The sequence below is a fragment of the Mycobacterium sp. HUMS_12744610 genome (genome assembly GCF_041206865.1).
GTDB lineage: Bacteria > Actinomycetota > Actinomycetes > Mycobacteriales > Mycobacteriaceae > Mycobacterium > Mycobacterium servetii.
Genome location: NZ_JBGEDP010000001.1, coordinates 3,660,642 through 3,680,331 on the forward strand (window position 1 = coordinate 3,660,642; position 19,690 = coordinate 3,680,331).

Below are 19,690 nucleotides of genomic sequence, written 5' to 3' on the forward strand. Positions count from 1 at the left end.
CACCGCCGGAGATCAGGGCCGGTGCGAGGTCGCCAGACCCTGCCGGATCCCCTGATCGATCTCGTTCCGGAGATCCGGGCTGCCGGCAGATGCCGTCTCGTGGCAGCTGCAGCCCAGGACGGCGAACGCGTTGGGGTCGGCGCGGGCCGGTTCTGCCGCCGCGACGCAAACCACGACGGCGACGGCGGCGCTGATCAGTTTTCTGGCCGAAACCCGCTCACGCGTGGCCCTTTTCGGCAATTGGCCGATTCGCCCGCTCACTTCCGTGGCCATCTCGGACAGAAACGCATCCACGGCGACCGCGTACTTGTTCGACCACCACTTGTAGATCGTCGCATTGCTCACCCCGCTGCGGGCCGCGATCTCGTCGGTCGTCATAGCCCGCAGCCCAACCTCGTCGAGCAACGCGGATGTCGCAGCCAGCACGGCCACCCGCGACGGCTCACTGCGCGGACGGCCGGGACGGCCTGCGGCGCGGTCGGCCACGTCTCACCCCTGCACACCCATATAGCGAACTAAATGTTCAATATTTCGGCGACAATAGCAGGGACGGGCACCGAGCAGGCACCTCAGAGCCTGTCCGCCTCGCGAGCCATCAGGGAGCGCTCGAGATAACCGCAGCGCGCCGAGCAGCCGATGCGCGGCGGGCGTGCAACTCCCCGGGGCGTCAGGAGGGTGCGACGCATCGACGCGGCCACAACGCGCAGCGAGCCCGAGAAGCGGCGACCCGACCACATCGGAGCGCCCTGCCGGTGCCGCAACGGCACTGCCACCGACGCGCTGGAGACGACTTCGCTGGTACCTGTCGTCATGGCTTACTTCCTTCGCCCGTCGGCCCGAGGCGTAGGGCGCAAAGCACGGTGCTGCGCCCTCAGGCGGGACCAACGCGGATACCGGAGGGGGTATTCCTCCCAGTGACGAGGATCGCAGCGCGATTTCGGAGAGTTCAGCCGACTCGACAGCCGCCTACAGGCGTTACGCCGCGTGGCACAGCACGAAAGCTGCGATCAACCTGCCGGGCCGCCCGGATGCCTTCCGCGCGGCGAAGCGCCGGTTACCGCGTCCGCGCCAGTTCCGCGATCTCGTTGACTCGCCTTGTCGCCGTGGCGATCTCGTCGGCGAACTGCTGACGGCGCTTGGCCAGGTCGGCTCCGTCGGAGTCCCCCGAGCCGTCGATCAGCTCGCGGTGCCGGGCCAGGCGCAACCCGGTCTTGAACAGCTCCATCGACCTCGACTCGGCGCTGGCGATGCGGCGCTGCAGCTCCCACTGCTTGCCCACCTCCAGGCACTCCGCGAGAAAGGTTTCCTCGTCGAAGGATTCGTCCTCGTAGGCGGCCAGCCGCTCGGCCACGATGTGGTAGGCGTCCAGGAACGGGCGCAACACCAGATGCGCCAAGAGCACGTCGGCCGACTCCAGCAGCCGCCGCACGTCGGCGGCGCAATAGGTCTGGGTCGTGTCCACGGGGGCCAGCAGGCGGATCTCGTCGACCAACTCCCTCTCGAACTGCGTGCGCCCGGAGAACAGGAACTCGAACTTGAGCAGTTCGCGCAGGCGCAACGCCTCGTCGCGCACGGTAGCCGGCGCGACCGACTCACCGCCCTCGCAGGCCGCGACCAGCGCCATCTCCGCGATGGCCCGGTCGACCAGGATGTGGATGGCGGTGTTGCGGTAGAACGCCGCCACCAGGTGCTGTTCGGCGCCGATGCCCCAGACCGCCTCGGTGCCGGCGTCGTAGACGCTGACGACTCCGGAGGCGACGAGCTGGTGCAGGGTCCACCGGATTGTCGAGCGGTTGTTCAGGTCCGCCGCGCCGGCCACCGCCCAGTTGCGCGCGGCGATGTAGTTCGCCAGCGGCTGCACGGTGGCCAGCACCTCGCTGATCGACAGCGAGCGGTCCGCCCCGAGCAGCGCGAGGCTGACTACCGCGGTCGGAGTCACCGGGGTCGCCCGGTTGATGCGGTGTTCCGCGTCCAGGGCGATGCGTTCGATCTCGGTCCCGGTGCCCGACTCGTCGCCGCGCAACTCCTCGAGCCGCTTGCGCAGCGGCAGCGGCTCGCCGAAGTCCAGGTAGGCCCGGCCCAGCCGATGGCCCTGCTGGCGCGCGAGCCGGACCAGAAAGCGGAGGTCCTCGGGACGTTTGGCGGCCCCGTAGGCCTCGGTGGTCATCGCCTCCACCTCGTGCAACTGGTCGTACACGATCGAGGTCGGCACCAGATACACCTCGGGGCCGTCGATTTCGTCGACGGCGTCGGCTATGTAGCGCAGGATCCCGAACACCGGCGGGCGCAGCTTGCCGGTCCTGGTGCGGCCCCCCTCGATCGACCAGGTCAGGTTGGCGTGGTTCTGCACGAGCTGCGCGGCGTAGGCGCGCAGCGCGAACCGGTAGACCGGAATGTCCTTGGTCTGGCGGCGAATGAAGATCGCGCCGGTGCGCTTGGCCCACGCACCCATCGGGAAGAAGTTCAGGTTGGCCCCGCCGAACGTCAGCGCCGGGGACAGCCGATTGGCCATGATCACCTCGGGCAGCAGCATGCCGTCCAGGTAGGAGCGATGCGAGAAGGCGAACGCCAGCGTTGCCTTGCGGTCCAGCTTGCGCAACTGGTCGATCTCGTCCTCGTCGACCAGCACGTCGTAGGCGCGCATCAGCCAGCGGCTGAACCCGCGCCAGGCCTGCACAGCGCGTTCGTCCAGGGAGGCCGCCATCTCCCGCAGGTAACCGGCGGCCTCGGCGCGCACGGCGCCGGGATCGCGCCCGAGTTCGGCCGCCAGCGCGCTCAGCCTCTCGTCGTACCAGCGCGCCCGCAGCAGCTGGCTCACCTCCGTCGGGTCGGTGGCCAGCGGGACGCTCGATTCGCCTTTGATGCCGTTGCGCTGCAGCACCTTTCGCACGCCCACGCGGCCGAGTTCGCGCGCGGTCACCGCCGCTCCCGGATCGTCATCGCCGTCGTCACAACGGTGAGCGTACGTCGGCGATCGGCGCCGGGGAACACATCACGAGATTTCCCGAAGGCGGTCGGGGTCAGCCGCCGGGACGCCACAGCTGCAGCGTGGAGGTCACCCCGGCGGGCAGCTCCAGCAGCTCGATGGGGGTGTCGTCGGGGTCGTAGACGAAGAACATCCGCACTCCCCCGATGTCGACGGGCGAGTCCGCCCGGACCTCGGGGTGGTCGCGCCGGACGGATTCATAGGCGGCGTCGAGGTTCTCGACCCGGAACGACATGTTGGTGTAGCCCAGGTGCGGGCCGCTGGGTGTGTCCGGCACGGCGCCCAGGGACAACAGCTCGACCATCGCCCCACCGATCAGGCCGCCGACCATGCGGCCCCGCTGCGCGGCCCCGCCGGTCACCGCGTCCAGAGCGGCCCCTTCGAGCGCGACGTCGAACACGACGTCCATGCCCAGCACGGCGGTGTAGAACGCCATGGAGGCCTCGACGTCGGAGACACCCACGCAGACGTGGGAGAAGTTCTGCACGGCGATGGGGGGCGGTTGGCTCATGGGTTCTCCTCGCGCGGTCGGTGCGCAACATGATATGCATCCGATCGACCGGCGAGCGCCCACGAATACCATGCGACGATGGCGACGGCGCTGATCACCGGTGCCGACGTGCGGGACGGAATCTCCGAGCGGGCGGCGCCCCGACACGTGCTGGTCGCCATGCCCGGGGATCCCTTCGCCGACATCGACGTGACAGCCGCGTCGACTTCGTCATGAACGACGTTGTGGCGCAAAAGCATCCGGCCGCGGCATGACCCCCCGGGCGGGCCGCTCAGGCGCCCAGGCAGCCGGGGCCGAGCAACTCCTTGAGGTCGCCCATCAACGCCGGCGACGGCGTCACCCGCAGCGACTGGTCCAGCTCGAGCGTGGTGATGCGGTCACCGCTGATGAGCCGCAGGTGCACCTGTGAGGTTCCGGGATGGCGCGCCAGCACCTGCTTGAGCGCGCTGACCTTGTCGACGGTGCACTGGCGGGTGGGCAGGCTGACCGACAGCGGCCGGTCCGCCTGGGCGTTGGAGAAGTCGGGCACCACCAGCTCGTTGGCGATCAGGGCGATCCGATCGTCGCGGATGGCCACCTTCGCGTTGACCAGCACCACCGCGTCGTCGGCGATGTCGGCGCCGTAGGCGGAGTAGGCGTGCGGGAAGAACATCACCTCGATGCCGCCGGTGAGGTCCTCCAGTTGCGCTGACGCCCAAGGCATCCCGTTCTTGTTGACGCGTCGGTTCACCGACGCCAGGATGCCCCCGACGCGCACCTGGGTCTCGTTGGGCACGTCACCGTCCAGGATCGCCGGGATCTGGGTGTCGACCTGCGCGGCCAGCAGGTGGGCCACCCCGTTGAGCGGATGCCCGGACACGTACAGGCCCAACATCTCGCGTTCCAGGGCCAGCTTGTGCTTGTCCTCCCACTCGTCCTCGGGCACCTTGATGGTGAATACCGCGTCGGCGCCGGAGTCGCTGCCGCCGAACAGGTCGAACTGGCCCATGGCCTCGGCCTTCTTGGTGCCCAGCACCGAGTCGACGGCGTCGGTGTGCACCAGGAACAGGCCCTTGCGGGCATGGTTCAGTGAGTCGAACGCGCCCGCCTTGATCAGCGACTCGGTGACCTTCTTGTTGCAGGCCGCGATGTCGATCTTGTTCAGGTAGTCCGAGAAGTCGGTAAACTTCCCCTTCTCGTTGCGGGTCTTGATCAGCGAACCGACCACGTTGGCGCCGACGTTGCGCACCGCGCCCAGGCCGAAGCGGATGTCTTTGCCGACCGAGGCGAAGTTCACCAGGGATTCGTTGACGTCCGGCGGCAACACGGTGATACCCAGCTTGCGGCAGTCAGCCAGGTACACCGCGGCCTTGTCCTTGTCATCGCCCACCGAGGTGAGCAGCCCGGCCATGTATTCGGCCGGGTAGTTGGCCTTCAGGTAGGCGGTCCAGTACGACACCAGCCCGTAGCCGGCGGCGTGCGACTTGTTGAACGCATACCCGGCGAACGGAAGGATGGTGTCCCACAACGCCTTCACGGCCTTCTCCGAGAAGCCGTTGGTGGTCATACCCTCGTAGAAGCCCTTGTATTCGGCCTCGAGCACCTCGAGCTTCTTTTTGCCCATCGCCTTGCGCAGCGCGTCGGCCTTGCCCATCGTGTAGGAGGCCACCTTCTGCGCGATGAACATGATCTGCTCTTGGTAGACGATCAGGCCGTAGGTCTCGGAGAGGATCTCGCGCAGCGGTTCCTCGAGTTCGGGATGGATCGGCTTGATCGGCTGACGGCCGTTCTTGCGGTCGGCGTAGTCGTTGTGGGCGTTCATGCCCATCGGGCCCGGGCGGTAGAGCGCGAGCACGGCGACGATGTCGTTGAACTCGGTGGGTTGCATGCGGCGCAGCAGGTCGCGCATCGGCCCGCCGTCGAGCTGGAAAACCCCGAGGGTGTCGCCGCGGCCCAGTAGCTCGTAGGTGGGCTTGTCGTCCAGCGGCACCGACTCCAGGTCGAAATCGATGCCCCTGTTGGCCTTGATGTTCTCGATCGCGTCGCCGATGATCGTCAGGTTGCGCAGGCCCAGGAAGTCCATCTTCAGCAGGCCGATGGCCTCGCAGGACGGGTAGTCCCAGCCGGTGATGATCGCGCCGTCCTGCGGCCGCTTCCACAGCGGGATGGCCTCGGTGAGCGGCTCGCTGCTCATGATCACCGCGCAGGCGTGCACACCGGCGTTGCGGATCAGGCCCTCCAGGCCGCGCGCGGTCTGGTAGATGGTGCGCACGTCGGGGTCGGTTTCGATCAGGCCCCGGACCTCGGCGGCCTCCTTGTACCGCTCGTGGGCCGGATCGGTGATGCCCGAGAGCGGGATGTCCTTGGCCATGATCGGCGGCGGCAACGCCTTGGTGATCCGGTCGGCGATGGCGAAGCCGGGCTGACCATAGTGGATCCGCGCCGAATCCTTGAGTGCCGCTTTGGTTTTGATGGTGCCGAAGGTGATGACCTGGGCCACTCGGTCCTGGCCCCACTTGTCGGCCGCGTAGCGCACCATCTCCCCGCGGCGGCGGTCGTCGAAGTCGATGTCGATGTCGGGTGCCGACGGGCGTTCCGGGTTGAGGAACCGCTCGAACAGCAGCCCGTGGGGAATCGGGTCGATGTTGGTGATGCCCATCGCATAGGCGACCAGCGAGCCGGCCGCCGAACCGCGCCCCGGCCCCACCCGGATGTCGACCGAGCGCGCGTAGTTGATCAGGTCGGCGACGATCAGGAAGTACGACGGGAAGCCCTTGTCGCAGATGACCTTGATCTCGTACTCGGCCCGGTCGATGTAGTCCTGCCCGACGCCGGACGGGAAACGCCGGCGCAGTCCGGCCATCACCTCGTGGTGCAGCCAGGTCGCCTGGTCGTGTCCTTCGGGCACCGGGAAGATCGGCATCCGGTCCCGCGGCTCCCACACGTCGTCGTAGGGCTGCACACGTTCGGCGATCAGCAGGGTCGAGTCGCACGCGCCGGGAATCTCGTCGTCCCACAGCTGGCGCATCTCGGCGGCCGACTTCAGGTAGTAGCCGTCGCCATCGAACTTGAACCGGTTGGGGTCCGAGAGCGTCTTGCCGGTCTGCACGCACAGCAGCGCCTCGTGGTTGTGCGCGGCGTCGCGTGTGACGTAGTGGCAGTCGTTGGTGGCCAGCGGCGGGATGCCCAGCTTGCGCCCGATCTCTAGCAGACCCTCGCGGACCCGCTGCTCGATGGACAGCCCGTGGTCCATCAGCTCCAGAAAGTAGTTGTCGGCCCCGAAGATCTCGCGCCACTTGGCGGCCGATTCCAGCGCCTCGCGGTCGTGGCCCAGGCGAAGGCGCGTCTGCACCTCCCCCGAGGGGCACCCGGTGGTGGCGATGATGCCCTCGGCGTGTTCGGCGATGAGCTCGGCGTCCATCCGGGACCACTTGCCGAGCTGTCCCTCGAAGGACGCCAGCGAGGACAGCTTGAACAGGTTGCGCAGGCCGGTGGCGTTCTCGGCGAGCATCGTCAGGTGGGTGTAGGAGCCGCTACCCGAGACGTCGTCGGACTTCTGGCCGGGGTCCCCCCACAGGATCCGCCGGGTGTCGAAGCGGGAAGCCGGAGCGATGTAGGCCTCGACGCCGATGATCGGCTTGATCCCGGCTTTGGCGGCCGCGTTGTAGAACTCGCTGGCGCCGAACATGTTTCCGTGGTCGGTCATCCCGACCGCGGGCATCCCCAGCCGCTCCACCTCGGCGAGCATCGGCGTGATCTTCGCGGCACCGTCCAGCATCGAGTACTCGGTGTGGTTATGCAGGTGCACGAAAGAGGACTGGTTCATAGGGAGGCCAGTCTATGACCGAGGACCGACGACGTTCGGGCGTGTCGCGAAGTGTGTCTTGCGGGCCTACCCGTAAAGCTCCACGAAGCGCTCGAGCGACTTCTGCACGTCGCCTTTGACGGCACGGGCCGGCCGAGCCCACCGGGCCGAACAGGGGACGTCCGCCCAGCTCGAGACGCAGGCCGAGGGTCGACCCAGCGGCGGTGGGCCGCACTGTGAGCGTCACGCCGTACCTGGCGCCGCCCTTGCCGGCCCCCGACATCGCGACCTCGTGCGGCGGGTTCCACGTGGTCACCGTCCAGGTGACGCGGTTGCGCATGCCCTTGGCCCGTGCCACGCCGACGATCTCGGTGCCCTCGGTGATCTCGTCGGGCAACTCGCTGCGCCACCCCTCGTGCATGACCAGCCACTCACCGAGCTCCGAGAGGTCCGATACCCGGTCCCACATGTCGTGGGGACTCATCGGCATGTCGGCGGTCATGTCCAGCGCGGCCATGGCGTGAGCCTAGCCCCGGCGCCGGCGCGGGCCGCGTGGAGCTCGTGTCGCGACACACGCGATTTGTCGCTACAAGGCGGGCGAAGAGCGAGCCGTCCGGCGCAGAGGCTGGTGTGACGACTGCGACCGACGAGACGGTAGTGGCCTGCGATGCTCCGACGGCGGCGGCCCGGGATCGCCTCGGGCGCTTAGCGGTCCGGCCCGCCGCGCAGGCGCTGACCGATCCGCAGGGCGGGCAGCAGCACGCTGCGTGGCGCGAACCTGCCGCTCATGCTGACCGCCTTGGGCACCACTCCCGGCACCACGCTGCGCTTGCCGGCGAGCATCCCCTCGATCGCGGCCTCGGCGACGTCACGCGGGGAGACCTGCGCCACCGGGATGCTGAAGCGCTCGGCACTGGCGATCTCGGCCCACTCGGTGGGCACCGGTCCGGGACACAGACAGGTGACCGACACGCCCGTCCCGTGCAGTTCTTCGTGGACGGCCTCGGAGAACGTCTGCACGAAAGCCTTGGTGGCCGAATAGACCGCCATGTAGGGCATCGGCTGGAACCCGGCGATCGACGCGATGTTCAGCACCGCGCCGACACCGCGCTCGACCATGCCGGCCAGGGCGGCGTGGGTGAGTTCCATCAACACCAGCGAGTTGAGGGTGACTTCTTCGCTTTCGCGTTCGAGCGGCAGCGTGTGGAACAGCCCGCTGGTGCCGAAACCGGCGCTGTTGCACAACCCGGCGATCGGTTCGCCGCGCAGCCGACCCGCCAACTCGCCGCGCGATCGCGGTGCGGACAGATCGAGAGGCAGAACCTCCACCCCGACCGAGTAGTCCGCACCGATCTCGTCGGCCAGTTCGTCGAGGCGCTCGCGCCGGCGCGCGACCAGCAGCAGCGGGAAGCCGCGCCGCCCCAGTCCCCGCGCCAGTTCGGCGCCGATGCCGGAGGAGGCGCCGGTGATCACGACGGTGGCGCGGTTGTCGGGTTTCGGAAGGCTCATGGTGTCACCAATGTATCCCGCGGGTCGCGCGCACAAACGTCTCGCTGCGTTTGTCCAGTTCGGCTGCATCGGAAGCGGATTCGCGACCCTTGGCGGCCTCGGAGTCGCTGAACATCCCGAAGGCGCGGTTGCGCACCATGTCCATGACCGCCGGGTTCACGGCGTCGGCGACGGCGGCGAACTGCCCGAAGGGCGAGCTCGCGCGCCGCGGCCGGTGCACGATGGCGTCGGCGATCACACCGGCGGCCTGTTCGGGCGTCAGCGCCGGGAACTTCTCGTACATCGTGGTGGGACTGATCATCGGGGTGCGCACCAGCGCCATGTGCACCGTGGTGAACCGGACGCCGTCGTTGACCGTCTCGGCCTGCAGCGAGTCGCACAGGCTGTCCAGCGCGGCCTTGCTGGCAATGTAGGCGCCGAAGCGCGGCGCGCGGGTCTGCACCCCGACCGACGAGACGTTGATGATCTGACCCGAGCCGCGTTCCCGCATCCCGGGGATGAACTTGAGGATGAGCTGCACGGCGCCGAGGTAGTTCAGCTGCATGGTCCGCTGGTAGTCGTGAATCCGGTCGTAGGACAGTTCCAGCGAGCGCCGGATCGAGCGCCCGGCGTTGTTGATCAGGATGTCGACGCCGCCCAGGTCGGCGAGCACCTGGTCGGCCATCGCGGCGATGGCGTCGGTGTCCGACAGGTCGCACGGATAGACATGGGCGGTTCCGCCTTTGCCGCGGATCTCGTCCGCGACCTTCTCGAGCTTTTCGAGGGTGCGGGCGACCAGCACCACGGTGCCACCCGCCTCCGCGATCTTCTTCGCGGCCGCCTCCCCGATGCCCGAGGACCCGCCGGTGATGAGCACCACCTTGCCCTCGACGGCGTCCTCGAGGGTGCGCCCCTGCACCGCGTCGAGCACGTTGCGCCAGTAGAACGGCCGGTAGCGCCCGGCCGAGTTGGGAGTGTTCACCAGATTGGACACAGCGGCCAGCGGTTTCTCGACCAGGTTGGTGAGGTCACCGAGGTTCATCAGCGGTCGCTCCTGAGGACAGGGTGGATGGTGTGACGCGGGTCATAGCGCAAACCTAGGACATCGGTCGGCGAATGGCTGTGGATAGCGACAGATTCCCGTCGTCTACGCCCGGGGACTCTCGAGGCCGCCCGCAAGATAACAGCCGGGCAAAGATCTGAGCACACGCTGCGAACAACCTGTGGACAACGCGGTGTAGCGCATACGACACCCGTCGAACGAGTCATACTTGGCAGGTATGAGACTGCTGCCCGCCACCGTCGCGGCCCTGGTCTTGAGCGTCTGCGGGTTGGCCGCAGCCCATCCAGCGGCCGGCACCACCGCGGGCGCCGACTGCGCCGCGCCGGTCAACGCGGTCAAACGGTTGATCTGCGCCGACCCGCATCTGAGCGAGCTCAACCACCGGACCAAGACCGCCTATCACAAGGCGCTGGCACGGCCCGGCGCCGACCGTGCGGCCCTGATGTCGGCGCGGAAGGACTGGAAGGCCGCCCGCGACGGCTGCGCCTACAACACCGAGGTCCGCCGCTGCGTGCTCGCCGCTTATCAACCCGCGGGCTTCGGCCAGCTCACCTCGCAGTTCTACCGCCAGCTGGCCCCGCCGAGCGCGGTGCTCAACTGGAAGGGTGACCACCAGGTTCTGTTCCTGCAACGGTCCGGCTACCGCGGCTCGGACAGCGCCGAGCACCGGGGCGAGCCCAAGCTGGTTTTCAACGGCGCGACGTTCATCTGCCGCCCCGAGTGAGCCGGGCCGCGCCCGCATGACTCGCACCTTCGAGGATGTGGTTGCCGAAGCCGAGCAGGTCTCGGTGGACGGTTGGGATTTCTCCTGGCTCGACGGACGGGCGACCGAGGAGCGCCCGTCCTGGGGTTACCAACGGCTGATGAGCCGGCGGTTGGCGGACGCGACGGCCGCCTGCGACCTCGACACCGGGGGCGGCGAGGTGCTCGCCGGCGCCGAGAAGTTCCCGCCCGCGATGGTCGCCACGGAGTCGTGGCCGCCCAACGCGGCCCTGGCCACCAAGCTGTTGCATCCGCGCGGCGTGGTGGTCGTGAAGACAAAGGACGAGGCCGAGTTGCCGTTCGCCGATGAAGCGTTCGACCTGGTGACCAGCCGGCATGCCATCACCGTGCGGTGGCCCGAGATCGCGCGGGTGCTGCGCCCGGGCGGCACCTACCTGGCGCAACAGATCGGCCCGGCGACCATGGCGGAGCTCGTCGAATACTTCATCGGGCCGCAGCCGGAGAAATGGGCCGAGCTGAGTCCGGACCACCAAGCCGCGCAGGCCCAAGCCGCCGGGTTGCAGGTGGTGGAGATGCGGATGGAGCGGATGCGCGCCGAGTTCTTCGACATCGGGGCCGTCATCTATTTCCTGCGCAAGGTGATCTGGACGGTGCCGGACTTCACGGTCCAGCGCTACCGCGAGCGGCTGGCCGAACTCCACGAGCGCATTCAGGCCGAGGGCTCCTTCGTCGCCCACTCCGCGCGGGTCCTCGCCGAGGCGCGCAAGCCCGCGTGATTCACCCTTCGGCCCGCAGCACGTCCAGGGCGTGCTGCAGGTCGGGCGGGTAGGGGCTGACGAACTCGACCCGCCGGCCGTCGGCCGGATGGACGAACGACAGGGACCGCGCGTGCAGCCATTGTCGTTCCAGGCCAAGCCTTTTCGCCAGCACCGGATCGGCCCCGTAGGTGAGGTCCCCGCAGCACGGGTGGTGCAGCGCGGCGAAATGCACCCGGATCTGGTGCGTGCGGCCGGTTTCCAGGTGCACGTTGAGCAGGCTGGCGGCGATGAAGGCCTCGCACGTGTCGTAGTGGGTGAGGCTGTGCCTGCCGTCCTTGGTGACCGCGAACTTCCACTCGGGGCCACGGTGGCGTCCGATCGGGGCGTCGATCGTCCCACTGGACGGATCCGGATGCCCTTGCACCAGCGCGTGGTAACGCTTGTCGACGGTGCGCTGCTTGAAGGCCCGTTTGAGCGCGGTGTAGGCGCGCTCGGACAACGCCACCACCATCACCCCGGAGGTGCCGACGTCGAGGCGATGCACGATCCCCTGCCGTTCGGGCACTCCCGACGTGGTGATCCGATAGCCCGCGGCGGCCAGGCCCCCCAACACCGTGGGCCCGCTCCAGCCGACGGACGCGTGCGCGGCCACCGCCGCCGGCTTGTCGACCACGACGATGTCCTCGTCGGAGTACAGGATCGTCATCCCCTCGATGTCGACGGGCGTGTTCTCCAGCGGCGGCGGCGCTTCGGGTATCCGCACCTGCAGCCAGGCGCCGGGTGTGAGCCGGTCGGACTTCCCGGCCGGCGCGCCGTCCAGTTCGACACCCCCCTCTTCGGCGATGGCCGCCGCGGCGCTGCGCGACAACCCCAGCAGGCGCGCCAGTCCGGCGTCGACACGCATGCCCGCCAGGCCCTCCGGGACGGGCATCGAGCGCTCGGTCAACGCCGGCCGGCCTTGCGCCGGCCCGCAGTGTCGAAGTCGTAGCCGAACACCGACAGCACCACCAGCAGGATGGCCCCGCCGACCACAGCCGGGTCGGCGACGTTGAACACCGGCCACCACCCGACCGACAGGAAGTCCACGACGTGTCCCCGCAGCGGGCCGGGCGACCGGAAGAACCGGTCGACCAGGTTGCCCGTCGCGCCGCCCAGGATCATGCCGAGGCCCACCGCCCACCACGGCGACACCAGCCGCCGCCCCATCCAGAAGATGCCGACCACCACACAGGTAGCGATCAGCGTCAGCATCCAGGTGTACCCGGTCGCCATCGAGAACGCGGCCCCCGAATTGCGCACCAAGGTCCAGGTCACCGTGTCACCGATGATGGAAACCGGCTGGCCCGGCGGCAGCAGCTTGACGGCGAGCACCTTGGTCACGACGTCCAAGGTCAGCACGACCGCGGCGACCGACAGCAACAGGCGCAGCCGCCGGGGCGGGTTCGCCGGGCTCCGCGGGCCAGAGCCTTCCGGTTCCCCGGATTCCGCGGCCGCCGTCACCGACTCCGCCGATCCACTGGGTTCCTCAGACACTCCCCCATCATCCCCTAAAGCCATTGCGGGATGATCCCCCCATGGCCCGGCTCACCGTCATCACCACCGGAGGCACGATCGCGACCAGTACCGGCGCCGACGGGGTGCGCCGGCCCACCCGCAGCGGAGCGGAGCTGATGTCGGGCCTGAACGTCGACCAGGACGTCGAGGACATCGACGTCGTCGACGTCCTGGCCGTGGACAGCTCGCAGCTGACCCCGCCCGATTGGGACCGCATCGGCGCCGCGGTTCGGGCGGCGGTCGACGGCGGCGCCGACGGCGTGGTCGTCACGCACGGCACCGACACCCTCGAAGAGACCGCGCTGTGGCTGGAACTGACCTATGCGGGGGCCGCACCGGTGGTGGTGACCGGCGCAATGCGCAGCGCCGACGCCCCCGACGCGGACGGTCCGGACAACCTGCGCGACGCGCTGGCCGTCGCGGCCAGCCCGGCGGCGGCCGGCCTCGGCGTGGTGGTGTGCTTCGCGGGCCGCGTGCTGCAACCGCTGGGCCTCTACAAGGTGACCACCTCGGACCTGAGCGGCTTCACCGGCGAACTGCTCGGCACCGTCGACGGCGAGGTGACGCTGACCCGCACCAAGACCCGGCCCTACGTCGGCGACCTGAACGCGGCCGAGGCGCCCCGGGTCGACATCGTCGCGGTGTACCCCGGCAGTGACGCGGTCGCGCTGGATGCGTGCGCGGCCGCCGGCGCCGCGGCCGTCGTGCTCGAGGCGGTGGGTTCGGGCAACGCCGGGGCGGCGGTGATCGACGGGGTCCGCCGGCACTGCCGCGACGGCGTGGTGGTCGCGGTGTCCACCCGGGTGCCCGGAGCGCGGGTCAGGGCGGGCTACGGCCCCGGCCAGGAACTGGTGGAGGCCGGCGCCGTGCTGGTGCCCCGCCTGCGGCCTTCCCAGGCCCGGCTGCTGCTGATGGCCGCGCTGGCCGCCGGACTACCGGTCGCCGCGGTCATCGCCCGCTGGGGCTGACGAATCGGCTTGCAGCGGAACGACATAGTCCGGCCAGGCCAGGGAGTCGACCGGGTTGGCGCCGACGAGGTCGCCGGTGTCGGCGGGGAACGTGCGCGCCTGCCCCGGACCGGAAGCACGGGTTTCGAAGCGCACGGTGACGACCCCGTGGCCCGCGCCCTGCACCCAGCCGTGACCGAGGTCGCGGTGGCCGACGTCGTCTCCGATCCGCCACGCCGACGTCTCCGCTTGGGCCGCGAACATCGCCTCGGTCGTGGTCTCGACGGGTGGGGATTCCACCTGGGACGCCGGCAGCTCCAAGTCCGGGAACAGCGACTCCTGCCGCACCTCAGTCAGCCCCGAAAAGCCAACGCCCAGAAGGCGAATCGGCCCGATCTCGCGGGGATCCAGCAGCAGCCGCCGGGCCGTCGCGACCAGCGCGCCGGCCTCGGTGGTGGCGTAGGGCAGCGTCGCCGAACGGGTCAGGGTGCTCATGTCGGATTTCTTCAGCTTGACCGTGACGGTGCGGGCGCCACGGCCGTCGCGCAGCAGCCGTCGATGCGCATGCTCGGCGATCGGTCCGATCGCCTCGAGCAACCGCTCCAGGCTGGTCAGGTCGGCCGCGAAGGTCGACTCGGCGCTGATCTGCTTGGCTTCGGCGCGCTCGGCGACGGGGCGGTCGTCGATGCCGAGGGCAAGCCGGTGCAGCGCCGGCCCGAGCGTCGCGCCCAGGATGTTTGCCGCCTCGACGTCGGTCAGCGCGGCCAGCTGCCCGATGGTCGCGATGCCGAGGCGGTGCAGCTTTTCCTCGGCGACGGGGCCGATTCCCCACAGCCGGCGCACCGGCAATCCGCCGAGCAGCGACCGTTCCTCGTCGCGGCGCACCACCCGGATTCCGTCGGGCTTGGCCAGGCCGGACGCGATCTTGGCGATCTGCTTGCCCGAGCCCGCGCCGACCGACGCCGTCAGCCCGGTTTCCTCGCGCACCCGGCGGCGCAGGTCCTCGCAGAACGTCTCGACGTCCGCGGCCGAGGCCCCGGCGAGCTGCACCGGCTCCCCGAAGCCCTCGTCGTGGGACAGCTGCTCGACCACCGGCAGCACCGAGCGCACGGTGTCGAAGACCCGCCGACTGGCCACGCCGTACACCACGCCGCGCGGCGGCAGCACCACCGCGGTGACCCCGATCAGCCGGCGGGCCTGGTGCATCGGCATGGCAGACCGGGCGCCGTACACCCGCGCCTCATAGCTGGCGCCCGCGACCACGCCCCGGCCGCCCAGGCCGCCGACCAGCACCGGCCGTCCCCGCAGGGTCGGTCGGGTGAGTTGTTCGACGGAGGCGAAGAACGCATCCATGTCCAGGTGCAGCACCCAGCGGGACTCCACACCTGCAGATGCTATTGGTCTAGGTTCGTCCGGTATGGCGATGAACCTGGCCCACCGGTGGTACTGCAACTCCGACCGCTGGAGTCGTGCGGTGCGGGCGCGCCTGTTGCCCTGGGTCCTCGGCGGCGTGGACCTGGGCGACAACACGCTGGAGATCGGCCCGGGCTACGGCGCCGTCCTGCGGCTGCTCGTCGACAGGACGCCGCGCCTCACCGCGGTCGAGATCGATCCGCCGATGGCGCAGCGCCTGCAACGGCTTTACGGAGACCGGGCGCACATCGTCAACGCCGACGGCACGAACACCGGATTGCCGGCCGGCGAGTTCAGCTCGGTGGTGTCGTTCACCATGCTGCACCACGTGCCGACCGCCGAACTACAGGACCGGTTGTTCGCCGAGGCCTTCCGGGTGCTGCGGCCCGGTGGTGTGTTCGCCGGCAGCGACAGCGTGTCCTCGCTGCGCTTCCGGCTCCTGCACATTCGCGACACCTGCAACACGGTCTCGCCCTCGACGCTGCCGGATCGCCTGCGCGCGGCCGGTTTTCGTGACATCCAAGTCGAGGTTCGCGGCGGCCGGCTGCGCTGGCGCGCTCGCAAGGGCTAGCCTTCGCCGAGATCGACGTTGCGCAGGGCCGCTCTCGCGATTTTCCTGCCAAATGTCGATTTCGCGTGCTGTCGGCGGCCGGTGTCACCATGCGGGCGTGAGGAACGTCTTTCTCGGCGGACAGGCCGTGGCGGCCGGCCCGCACGGCCTTCGATCTGGGCCGGCATCTGCCGCGCGCGGAGGCGGTGGCGCGGCTCGACGCACTCATGTACGCGACACCATTCGACCCAGCGGGTGTGCTGGAGCTCGCCAGGCGTTACCCCGGAGCCCGGGGCCTGCGGCGGCTGCGCGCGGTGCTGCCGCTCGTCGACGGTGGCGCCGCGTCCCCGAAGGAGACCTGGCTGCGGCTGTTGTTGATCGACGCGGGCTTTCCGCGGCCGGTCACACAGATACCGGTCGTCGAGGGCTGGCAACCCATCCGCTTCCTCGACATGGGCTGGAAGGACCGCAAGGTCGCCGCCGAGTACGACGGCGATCAGCATCGGACCAACCGCAAGCAGTACGTGAAAGACATTCGCTGTCAGGCGAAACTGCAGCGACTGGGCTGGATCGTCGTGCGGGTGGTAGCCGAGGACAGCGAAGAGGACATCATCGGCCGCGTCAGTGAGGCACTCGACCGTCGCGGATATCGCCGAGATTGACGTATTGCAGGCCCGCTCTCGCGGTTTGTCTGCAAAACGTCAATCTCGGCTCAGGCTCACCAGGACGCCGTCCCCGATCGCGACGGCGTCCGCTCCCGGCTCGCCGAATTCGAAGCTGGTGGCCAGGATTTCACCGGCGATCAGGTCGCGATGCGTCGCCGCCCAGTCGAGGCGCCCGGCGGGCACCGACATCACCACGGCGATGCGGTCGGAGACGTCCAGTCCGGTCGACTTTCGCAGCTCCTGCAGCTCACGGATCCGGTCCTTGGCCCAGCCCTCGGCCTCCAGCTCGGGCGTCACCGTGCCGTCGAGCACGACCAGGCCGGCCCCGTCGGGCAGCGCCGCGGTGAACTCCGGGTCGGCGGCCACCAGCCGCGAGCTGTACTCGCCCGGTTGCAGCACCGCCGGGCCCGCGGTCAGGGTGCCGTCCGGGTTGACGACGCCCTCGCCGGCCTTGACCGCCTTGATCGCGGCCTGCACGTCCTTGCCCAGCCGCGGCCCGGCCACCCGGGCATTCACGGTCAGCTCGAAACGGCCGTAGGTGTCGATGGCGTCGGTCAGCTCGACGGCCTTGACGTTGAGCTCGTCGGCAATGAGGCCGACATACGGCTCGAGGCTCTGCGGATTCTCCACTGCCACGGTCAGCTTCGGCAGCGGCAGCCGCACCCGCAGCTTCTTGGCCTTGCGCAGCGAGGACGCCGACGAGCACACGTCGCGGACCTGGTCCATCGCGGCCACGAGGTCCGGGTCGGCGGGCGCGACGCCCGCTTCGGGCCAGTCGGTCAGGTGCACCGAGCGCCCGCCGGTCAGACCGCGCCAGATGATCTCGGTGACCGACGGCAACAGCGGAGCGGCCAGCCGCGCGGTCACCTCCAGCACGGTGTGCAGGGTGTCGACGGCGTCGGGGTCCTCCTCCCAGAACCGCGAACGCGACCGCCGCACATACCAGTTCGTCAACGCCTCGGTGAACTGGCGCAGATGCTCGCAGGCCCGGGAGATGTCGCAGGTCTCCATCTCCGCGGTGAGGTCCTCGCGCAGCACCGCCAGCTTGGCCAGGATGTAGCGGTCCAGCACGTGCGGCGAGTCGGTGCGCCAGGTGCCGACCTTCGGCGCGTACAGGGCCAGGAAGCTGTAGGCGTTCCACAGCGGCAGCAGCACCTGGCGCACGCCCTCGCGGATGCCCTGCTCGGTGACGATCAGGTTGCCGCCGCGCAGGATCGGCGAGGCCATCAGGAACCAGCGCATGGCGTCGGAGCCGTCCCGGTCGAACACCTCGGTGACGTCGGGGTAGTTGCGCAGCGACTTGCTCATCTTCTGGCCGTCGGATCCCAGCACGATGCCATGTGCCACACAGGTTTTGAACGCCGGGCGGTCGAACAGGGCGGTGGCCAGCACGTGCAGCGTGTAGAACCAGCCGCGGGTCTGGCCGATGTACTCGACGATGAAGTCGCCCGGGTAGTGCGTCTGGAACCAATCCGCGTTGTCGAACGGGTAGTGCACCTGCGCGTACGGCATCGAGCCCGAGTCGAACCACACGTCGAGCACGTCGGAGATGCGCCGCATGGTGCTGCGACCGGTCGGATCGTCGGGGTTGGGCCGGGTGAGCTCGTCGATGTAGGGCCGGTGCAGGTTGTCCGGGCGCACCCCGAAGTCGCGCTCCAGCTCGTCCAGACTGCCGTAGACGTCGACGCGGGGATAGGCCGGGTCGTCGGACTTCCACACCGGAATCGGGGTACCCCAGTAGCGGTTTCGCGAGATCGACCAGTCGCGGGCGCCGGCCAGCCACTTGCCGAACTGGCCGCGCTTGACGTGCTCGGGGTACCAGGTGATCTGCTCGTTGAGCTCCACCATGCGGTCCCGGAACTCGGTGACCGAGACGAACCACGACGACACCGCCCGGTAGATCAGCGGATTGCGGCAGCGCCAGCAGTGCGGGTAGGGGTGCTCGTAGGTCTCGTGGCGCAGCAGCACCGCGCCGTTGGCCGCGGCCGCCCCGCTCCCGTTCTTCAGGTCCCGGATGATCTGCGCGTTGGCGTCGAACACGTGCTGGCCCTGGTAGTCCGGGACTCCCGCGTCGAAGCGGCCCTTCGCGTCGACCGGGGTCACCGGCACGATGCCCGCCGCCTCGCAAACCGCCATGTCGTCCTCACCGTAAGCCGGTGCCATGTGCACAATCCCGGTGCCGTCCTCGGTGGTCACGAAGTCGCCCGGCAGCACCTGAAAAGCCTTGGGGCTCTCCATGAAATACGGGAACGGCGGCAGGTAGCGCACGCCCAGCAGGTCGGCGCCCCGCCAGGTGCCCAGGATCTCGGGCTCCTCCCCCAACTCGCGCGCATAGGCGGCCAGTCGCGCTTCGGCCAGCACGTAGCGCCGGCCGCCGGCCCCGACGACCACGTAGGTCACCTCCGGGTTGACGGCGACCGCCAGGTTCGACGGCAAGGTCCACGGCGTCGTCGTCCAGATCAGCAGGTACGCACCGTCCACCGGGCCACCTACCGCTTTGAAGCCGACCGTGAGCGCGGGGTCCTGGCGACTCTGGTAGACGTCGTCGTCCATCCGCAATTCGTGGTTGGACAAGGGGGTTTCGTCGCGCCAGCAGTACGGCAGCACCCGGTAGCCCTCGTAGGCCAGGCCCTTGTCCCACAGCCGCTTGAACGCCCAGATCACCGACTCCATGTACGGCAGGTCGAGCGTCTTGTAGTCGTTGTCGAAGTCCACCCAGCGGCCCTGCCGGGTGACGTAGGCCTGCCATTCGTCGGTGTAGCGCAGCACCGATTCGCGACAGGCGTCGTTGAACGCGGCGATGCCCATCGCGTCGATCTGCGACTTGTCGGTGATCCCCAGCTGGCGCTCGACTTCCAGCTCGGCGGGCAGCCCGTGGGTGTCCCAGCCGAAACGGCGCTCCACCTTGTAGCCGCGCATGGTGCGATACCGCGGGACGATGTCTTTGACGTATCCGGTGAGCAGGTGCCCGTAATGCGGCAGCCCGTTTGCGAACGGCGGCCCGTCGTAGAAGACGTATTCCGGGGCGCCGTCGCGGCGGGCGATGCTGGCGCGAAACGTGTCGTCGCGGTCCCAGAAGGCGAGAACCTCGAGCTCGAGCGCCGGGAAGTCGGGCGCCCGGCCGACCAGTTTGGGATAAGCCTTGTCCGTCACGTCGTGCGTCGTCTCCTGTGCCAAACGCCGTTACAGGGACGACGCCGCGCCGGGTGCGCGAGCGCCGCGGTACCACCCCGCTTGCCGCACTTTCG

Annotated in this window: 16 protein-coding genes and 2 pseudogenes; 6 read left to right on the forward strand and 12 right to left on the reverse strand. The window is 69.2% G+C overall.

What is annotated here, in order from left to right; translation table 11 throughout:
* Positions 1 to 12 precede the first annotated feature (12 nt).
* The 4 genes from AB8998_RS17555 to AB8998_RS17570 form a co-directional block, all read right to left on the reverse strand.
* Entirely contained in the window at positions 13 to 486 is a 474-nt protein-coding gene (locus AB8998_RS17555; RefSeq protein ID WP_369739035.1) for a TetR/AcrR family transcriptional regulator, read from the reverse strand.
* An 83-nt stretch (positions 487 to 569) separates the two neighbouring features.
* The gene (locus AB8998_RS17560; protein ID WP_369739037.1) at positions 570 to 812 is read right to left on the reverse strand and encodes a hypothetical protein; all 243 of its coding nucleotides are present in this window, start codon (positions 810 to 812) and stop codon (positions 570 to 572) included.
* Positions 813 to 1,054: 242 nt separating this feature from the next.
* Positions 1,055 to 2,920 (reverse strand): lysophospholipid acyltransferase, encoded by a 1,866-nt coding sequence (locus AB8998_RS17565; protein ID WP_369739038.1) that lies wholly within the window; start codon positions 2,918 to 2,920, stop codon positions 1,055 to 1,057.
* A 100-nt stretch (positions 2,921 to 3,020) separates the two neighbouring features.
* Entirely contained in the window at positions 3,021 to 3,497 is a 477-nt protein-coding gene (locus AB8998_RS17570; RefSeq protein ID WP_369739039.1) for a VOC family protein, read from the reverse strand.
* A 78-nt stretch (positions 3,498 to 3,575) separates the two neighbouring features.
* Between AB8998_RS17570 and AB8998_RS17575 the strand changes: the two genes are divergently transcribed.
* Positions 3,576 to 3,713 carry a hypothetical protein gene (locus AB8998_RS17575; RefSeq protein ID WP_369739040.1) on the forward strand — a complete coding sequence of 46 codons (138 nt, stop codon included), beginning with the start codon at positions 3,576 to 3,578 and terminating at the stop codon, positions 3,711 to 3,713.
* 55 nt (positions 3,714 to 3,768) lie between these two features.
* Here AB8998_RS17575 and dnaE read toward each other — a convergent pair whose 3' ends face one another.
* The 4 genes and pseudogenes from dnaE to AB8998_RS17595 all read right to left on the reverse strand — a co-directional run bounded on the left by dnaE (position 3,769) and on the right by AB8998_RS17595 (position 9,811).
* Positions 3,769 to 7,302: a DNA polymerase III subunit alpha gene (gene dnaE / locus AB8998_RS17580; protein WP_369739042.1), complete on the reverse strand. Its 3,534-nt coding sequence runs from the start codon at positions 7,300 to 7,302 to the stop codon at positions 3,769 to 3,771.
* A 66-nt stretch (positions 7,303 to 7,368) separates the two neighbouring features.
* A pseudogene (locus AB8998_RS17585) lies at positions 7,369 to 7,798 on the reverse strand (type II toxin-antitoxin system Rv0910 family toxin).
* A gap of 188 nt (positions 7,799 to 7,986) precedes the next feature.
* Positions 7,987 to 8,790, reverse strand: coding sequence for an SDR family NAD(P)-dependent oxidoreductase (locus AB8998_RS17590; RefSeq protein WP_369739044.1), 804 nt, complete (start codon positions 8,788 to 8,790; stop codon positions 7,987 to 7,989).
* A 4-nt stretch (positions 8,791 to 8,794) separates the two neighbouring features.
* Positions 8,795 to 9,811, reverse strand: coding sequence for an SDR family NAD(P)-dependent oxidoreductase (locus AB8998_RS17595; RefSeq protein ID WP_369739045.1), 1,017 nt, complete (start codon positions 9,809 to 9,811; stop codon positions 8,795 to 8,797).
* 238 nt (positions 9,812 to 10,049) lie between these two features.
* Here AB8998_RS17595 and AB8998_RS17600 point away from each other — a divergent pair, with 238 nt between their 5' ends.
* Entirely contained in the window at positions 10,050 to 10,556 is a 507-nt protein-coding gene (locus AB8998_RS17600) for a lysozyme inhibitor LprI family protein (RefSeq protein WP_369739047.1), read from the forward strand.
* Between the two features lie 16 nt (positions 10,557 to 10,572).
* Positions 10,573 to 11,331 carry a class I SAM-dependent methyltransferase gene (locus tag AB8998_RS17605; RefSeq protein ID WP_369739048.1) on the forward strand — a complete coding sequence of 253 codons (759 nt, stop codon included), beginning with the start codon at positions 10,573 to 10,575 and terminating at the stop codon, positions 11,329 to 11,331.
* A gap of 1 nt (position 11,332) precedes the next feature.
* Here AB8998_RS17605 and AB8998_RS17610 read toward each other — a convergent pair whose 3' ends face one another.
* Together AB8998_RS17610 and lspA are read right to left on the reverse strand one after the other, a co-directional pair.
* A complete protein-coding gene (locus AB8998_RS17610; RefSeq protein ID WP_369739050.1) occupies positions 11,333 to 12,259 on the reverse strand; it encodes an RluA family pseudouridine synthase in 927 nt (308 codons plus the stop codon).
* Positions 12,256 to 12,846, reverse strand: a complete 591-nt coding sequence (lspA, locus tag AB8998_RS17615; protein ID WP_369739051.1) for a signal peptidase II — start codon at positions 12,844 to 12,846, stop codon at positions 12,256 to 12,258. The genes AB8998_RS17610 and lspA overlap by 4 nt, the downstream gene beginning before the upstream one ends.
* A 41-nt stretch (positions 12,847 to 12,887) precedes the next feature.
* On the opposite strand from lspA, the gene AB8998_RS17620 reads away from it, so the two are divergent.
* Complete coding sequence (locus AB8998_RS17620) at positions 12,888 to 13,835, forward strand: asparaginase (protein WP_369739052.1); 948 nt, start codon at positions 12,888 to 12,890, stop codon at positions 13,833 to 13,835.
* Here the strand turns inward: AB8998_RS17620 and AB8998_RS17625 are convergent.
* The gene (locus AB8998_RS17625) at positions 13,800 to 15,197 is read right to left on the reverse strand and encodes a DNA polymerase IV (RefSeq protein WP_475582074.1); all 1,398 of its coding nucleotides are present in this window, start codon (positions 15,195 to 15,197) and stop codon (positions 13,800 to 13,802) included. The genes AB8998_RS17620 and AB8998_RS17625 overlap by 36 nt on opposite strands.
* A 34-nt stretch (positions 15,198 to 15,231) precedes the next feature.
* Here AB8998_RS17625 and AB8998_RS17630 point away from each other — a divergent pair, with 34 nt between their 5' ends.
* Together AB8998_RS17630 and AB8998_RS17635 are read left to right on the forward strand one after the other, a co-directional pair.
* Positions 15,232 to 15,798, forward strand: a complete 567-nt coding sequence (locus AB8998_RS17630; RefSeq protein ID WP_369739053.1) for a class I SAM-dependent methyltransferase — start codon at positions 15,232 to 15,234, stop codon at positions 15,796 to 15,798.
* A gap of 137 nt (positions 15,799 to 15,935) precedes the next feature.
* A pseudogene (locus AB8998_RS17635) lies at positions 15,936 to 16,439 on the forward strand (hypothetical protein); the annotation flags it as partial.
* 39 nt (positions 16,440 to 16,478) lie between these two features.
* Here the strand turns inward: AB8998_RS17635 and ileS are convergent.
* Positions 16,479 to 19,595 carry an isoleucine--tRNA ligase gene (ileS, locus tag AB8998_RS17640; protein ID WP_369739054.1) on the reverse strand — a complete coding sequence of 1,039 codons (3,117 nt, stop codon included), beginning with the start codon at positions 19,593 to 19,595 and terminating at the stop codon, positions 16,479 to 16,481.
* Positions 19,596 to 19,690 lie beyond the last annotated feature (95 nt).

Bases quoted from the DNA above. Each gene is read 5' to 3' on its own strand.
- AB8998_RS17620 (WP_369739052.1), top strand. From the start codon at position 12,888: ATGGCCCGGCTCACCGTCATCACCACCGGAGGCACGATCGCGACCAGT.
- AB8998_RS17630 (WP_369739053.1), top strand. From the start codon at position 15,232: ATGGCGATGAACCTGGCCCACCGGTGGTACTGCAACTCCGACCGCTGG.
- AB8998_RS17560 (WP_369739037.1), bottom strand. From the start codon at position 812: ATGACGACAGGTACCAGCGAAGTCGTCTCCAGCGCGTCGGTGGCAGTG.
- AB8998_RS17605 (WP_369739048.1), top strand. From the start codon at position 10,573: ATGACTCGCACCTTCGAGGATGTGGTTGCCGAAGCCGAGCAGGTCTCG.
- AB8998_RS17570 (WP_369739039.1), bottom strand. From the start codon at position 3,497: ATGAGCCAACCGCCCCCCATCGCCGTGCAGAACTTCTCCCACGTCTGC.
- AB8998_RS17595 (WP_369739045.1), bottom strand. From the start codon at position 9,811: ATGAACCTCGGTGACCTCACCAACCTGGTCGAGAAACCGCTGGCCGCT.
- AB8998_RS17590 (WP_369739044.1), bottom strand. From the start codon at position 8,790: ATGAGCCTTCCGAAACCCGACAACCGCGCCACCGTCGTGATCACCGGC.
- AB8998_RS17575 (WP_369739040.1), top strand. From the start codon at position 3,576: ATGGCGACGGCGCTGATCACCGGTGCCGACGTGCGGGACGGAATCTCC.
- AB8998_RS17600 (WP_369739047.1), top strand. From the start codon at position 10,050: ATGAGACTGCTGCCCGCCACCGTCGCGGCCCTGGTCTTGAGCGTCTGC.
- dnaE (WP_369739042.1), bottom strand. From the start codon at position 7,302: ATGAACCAGTCCTCTTTCGTGCACCTGCATAACCACACCGAGTACTCG.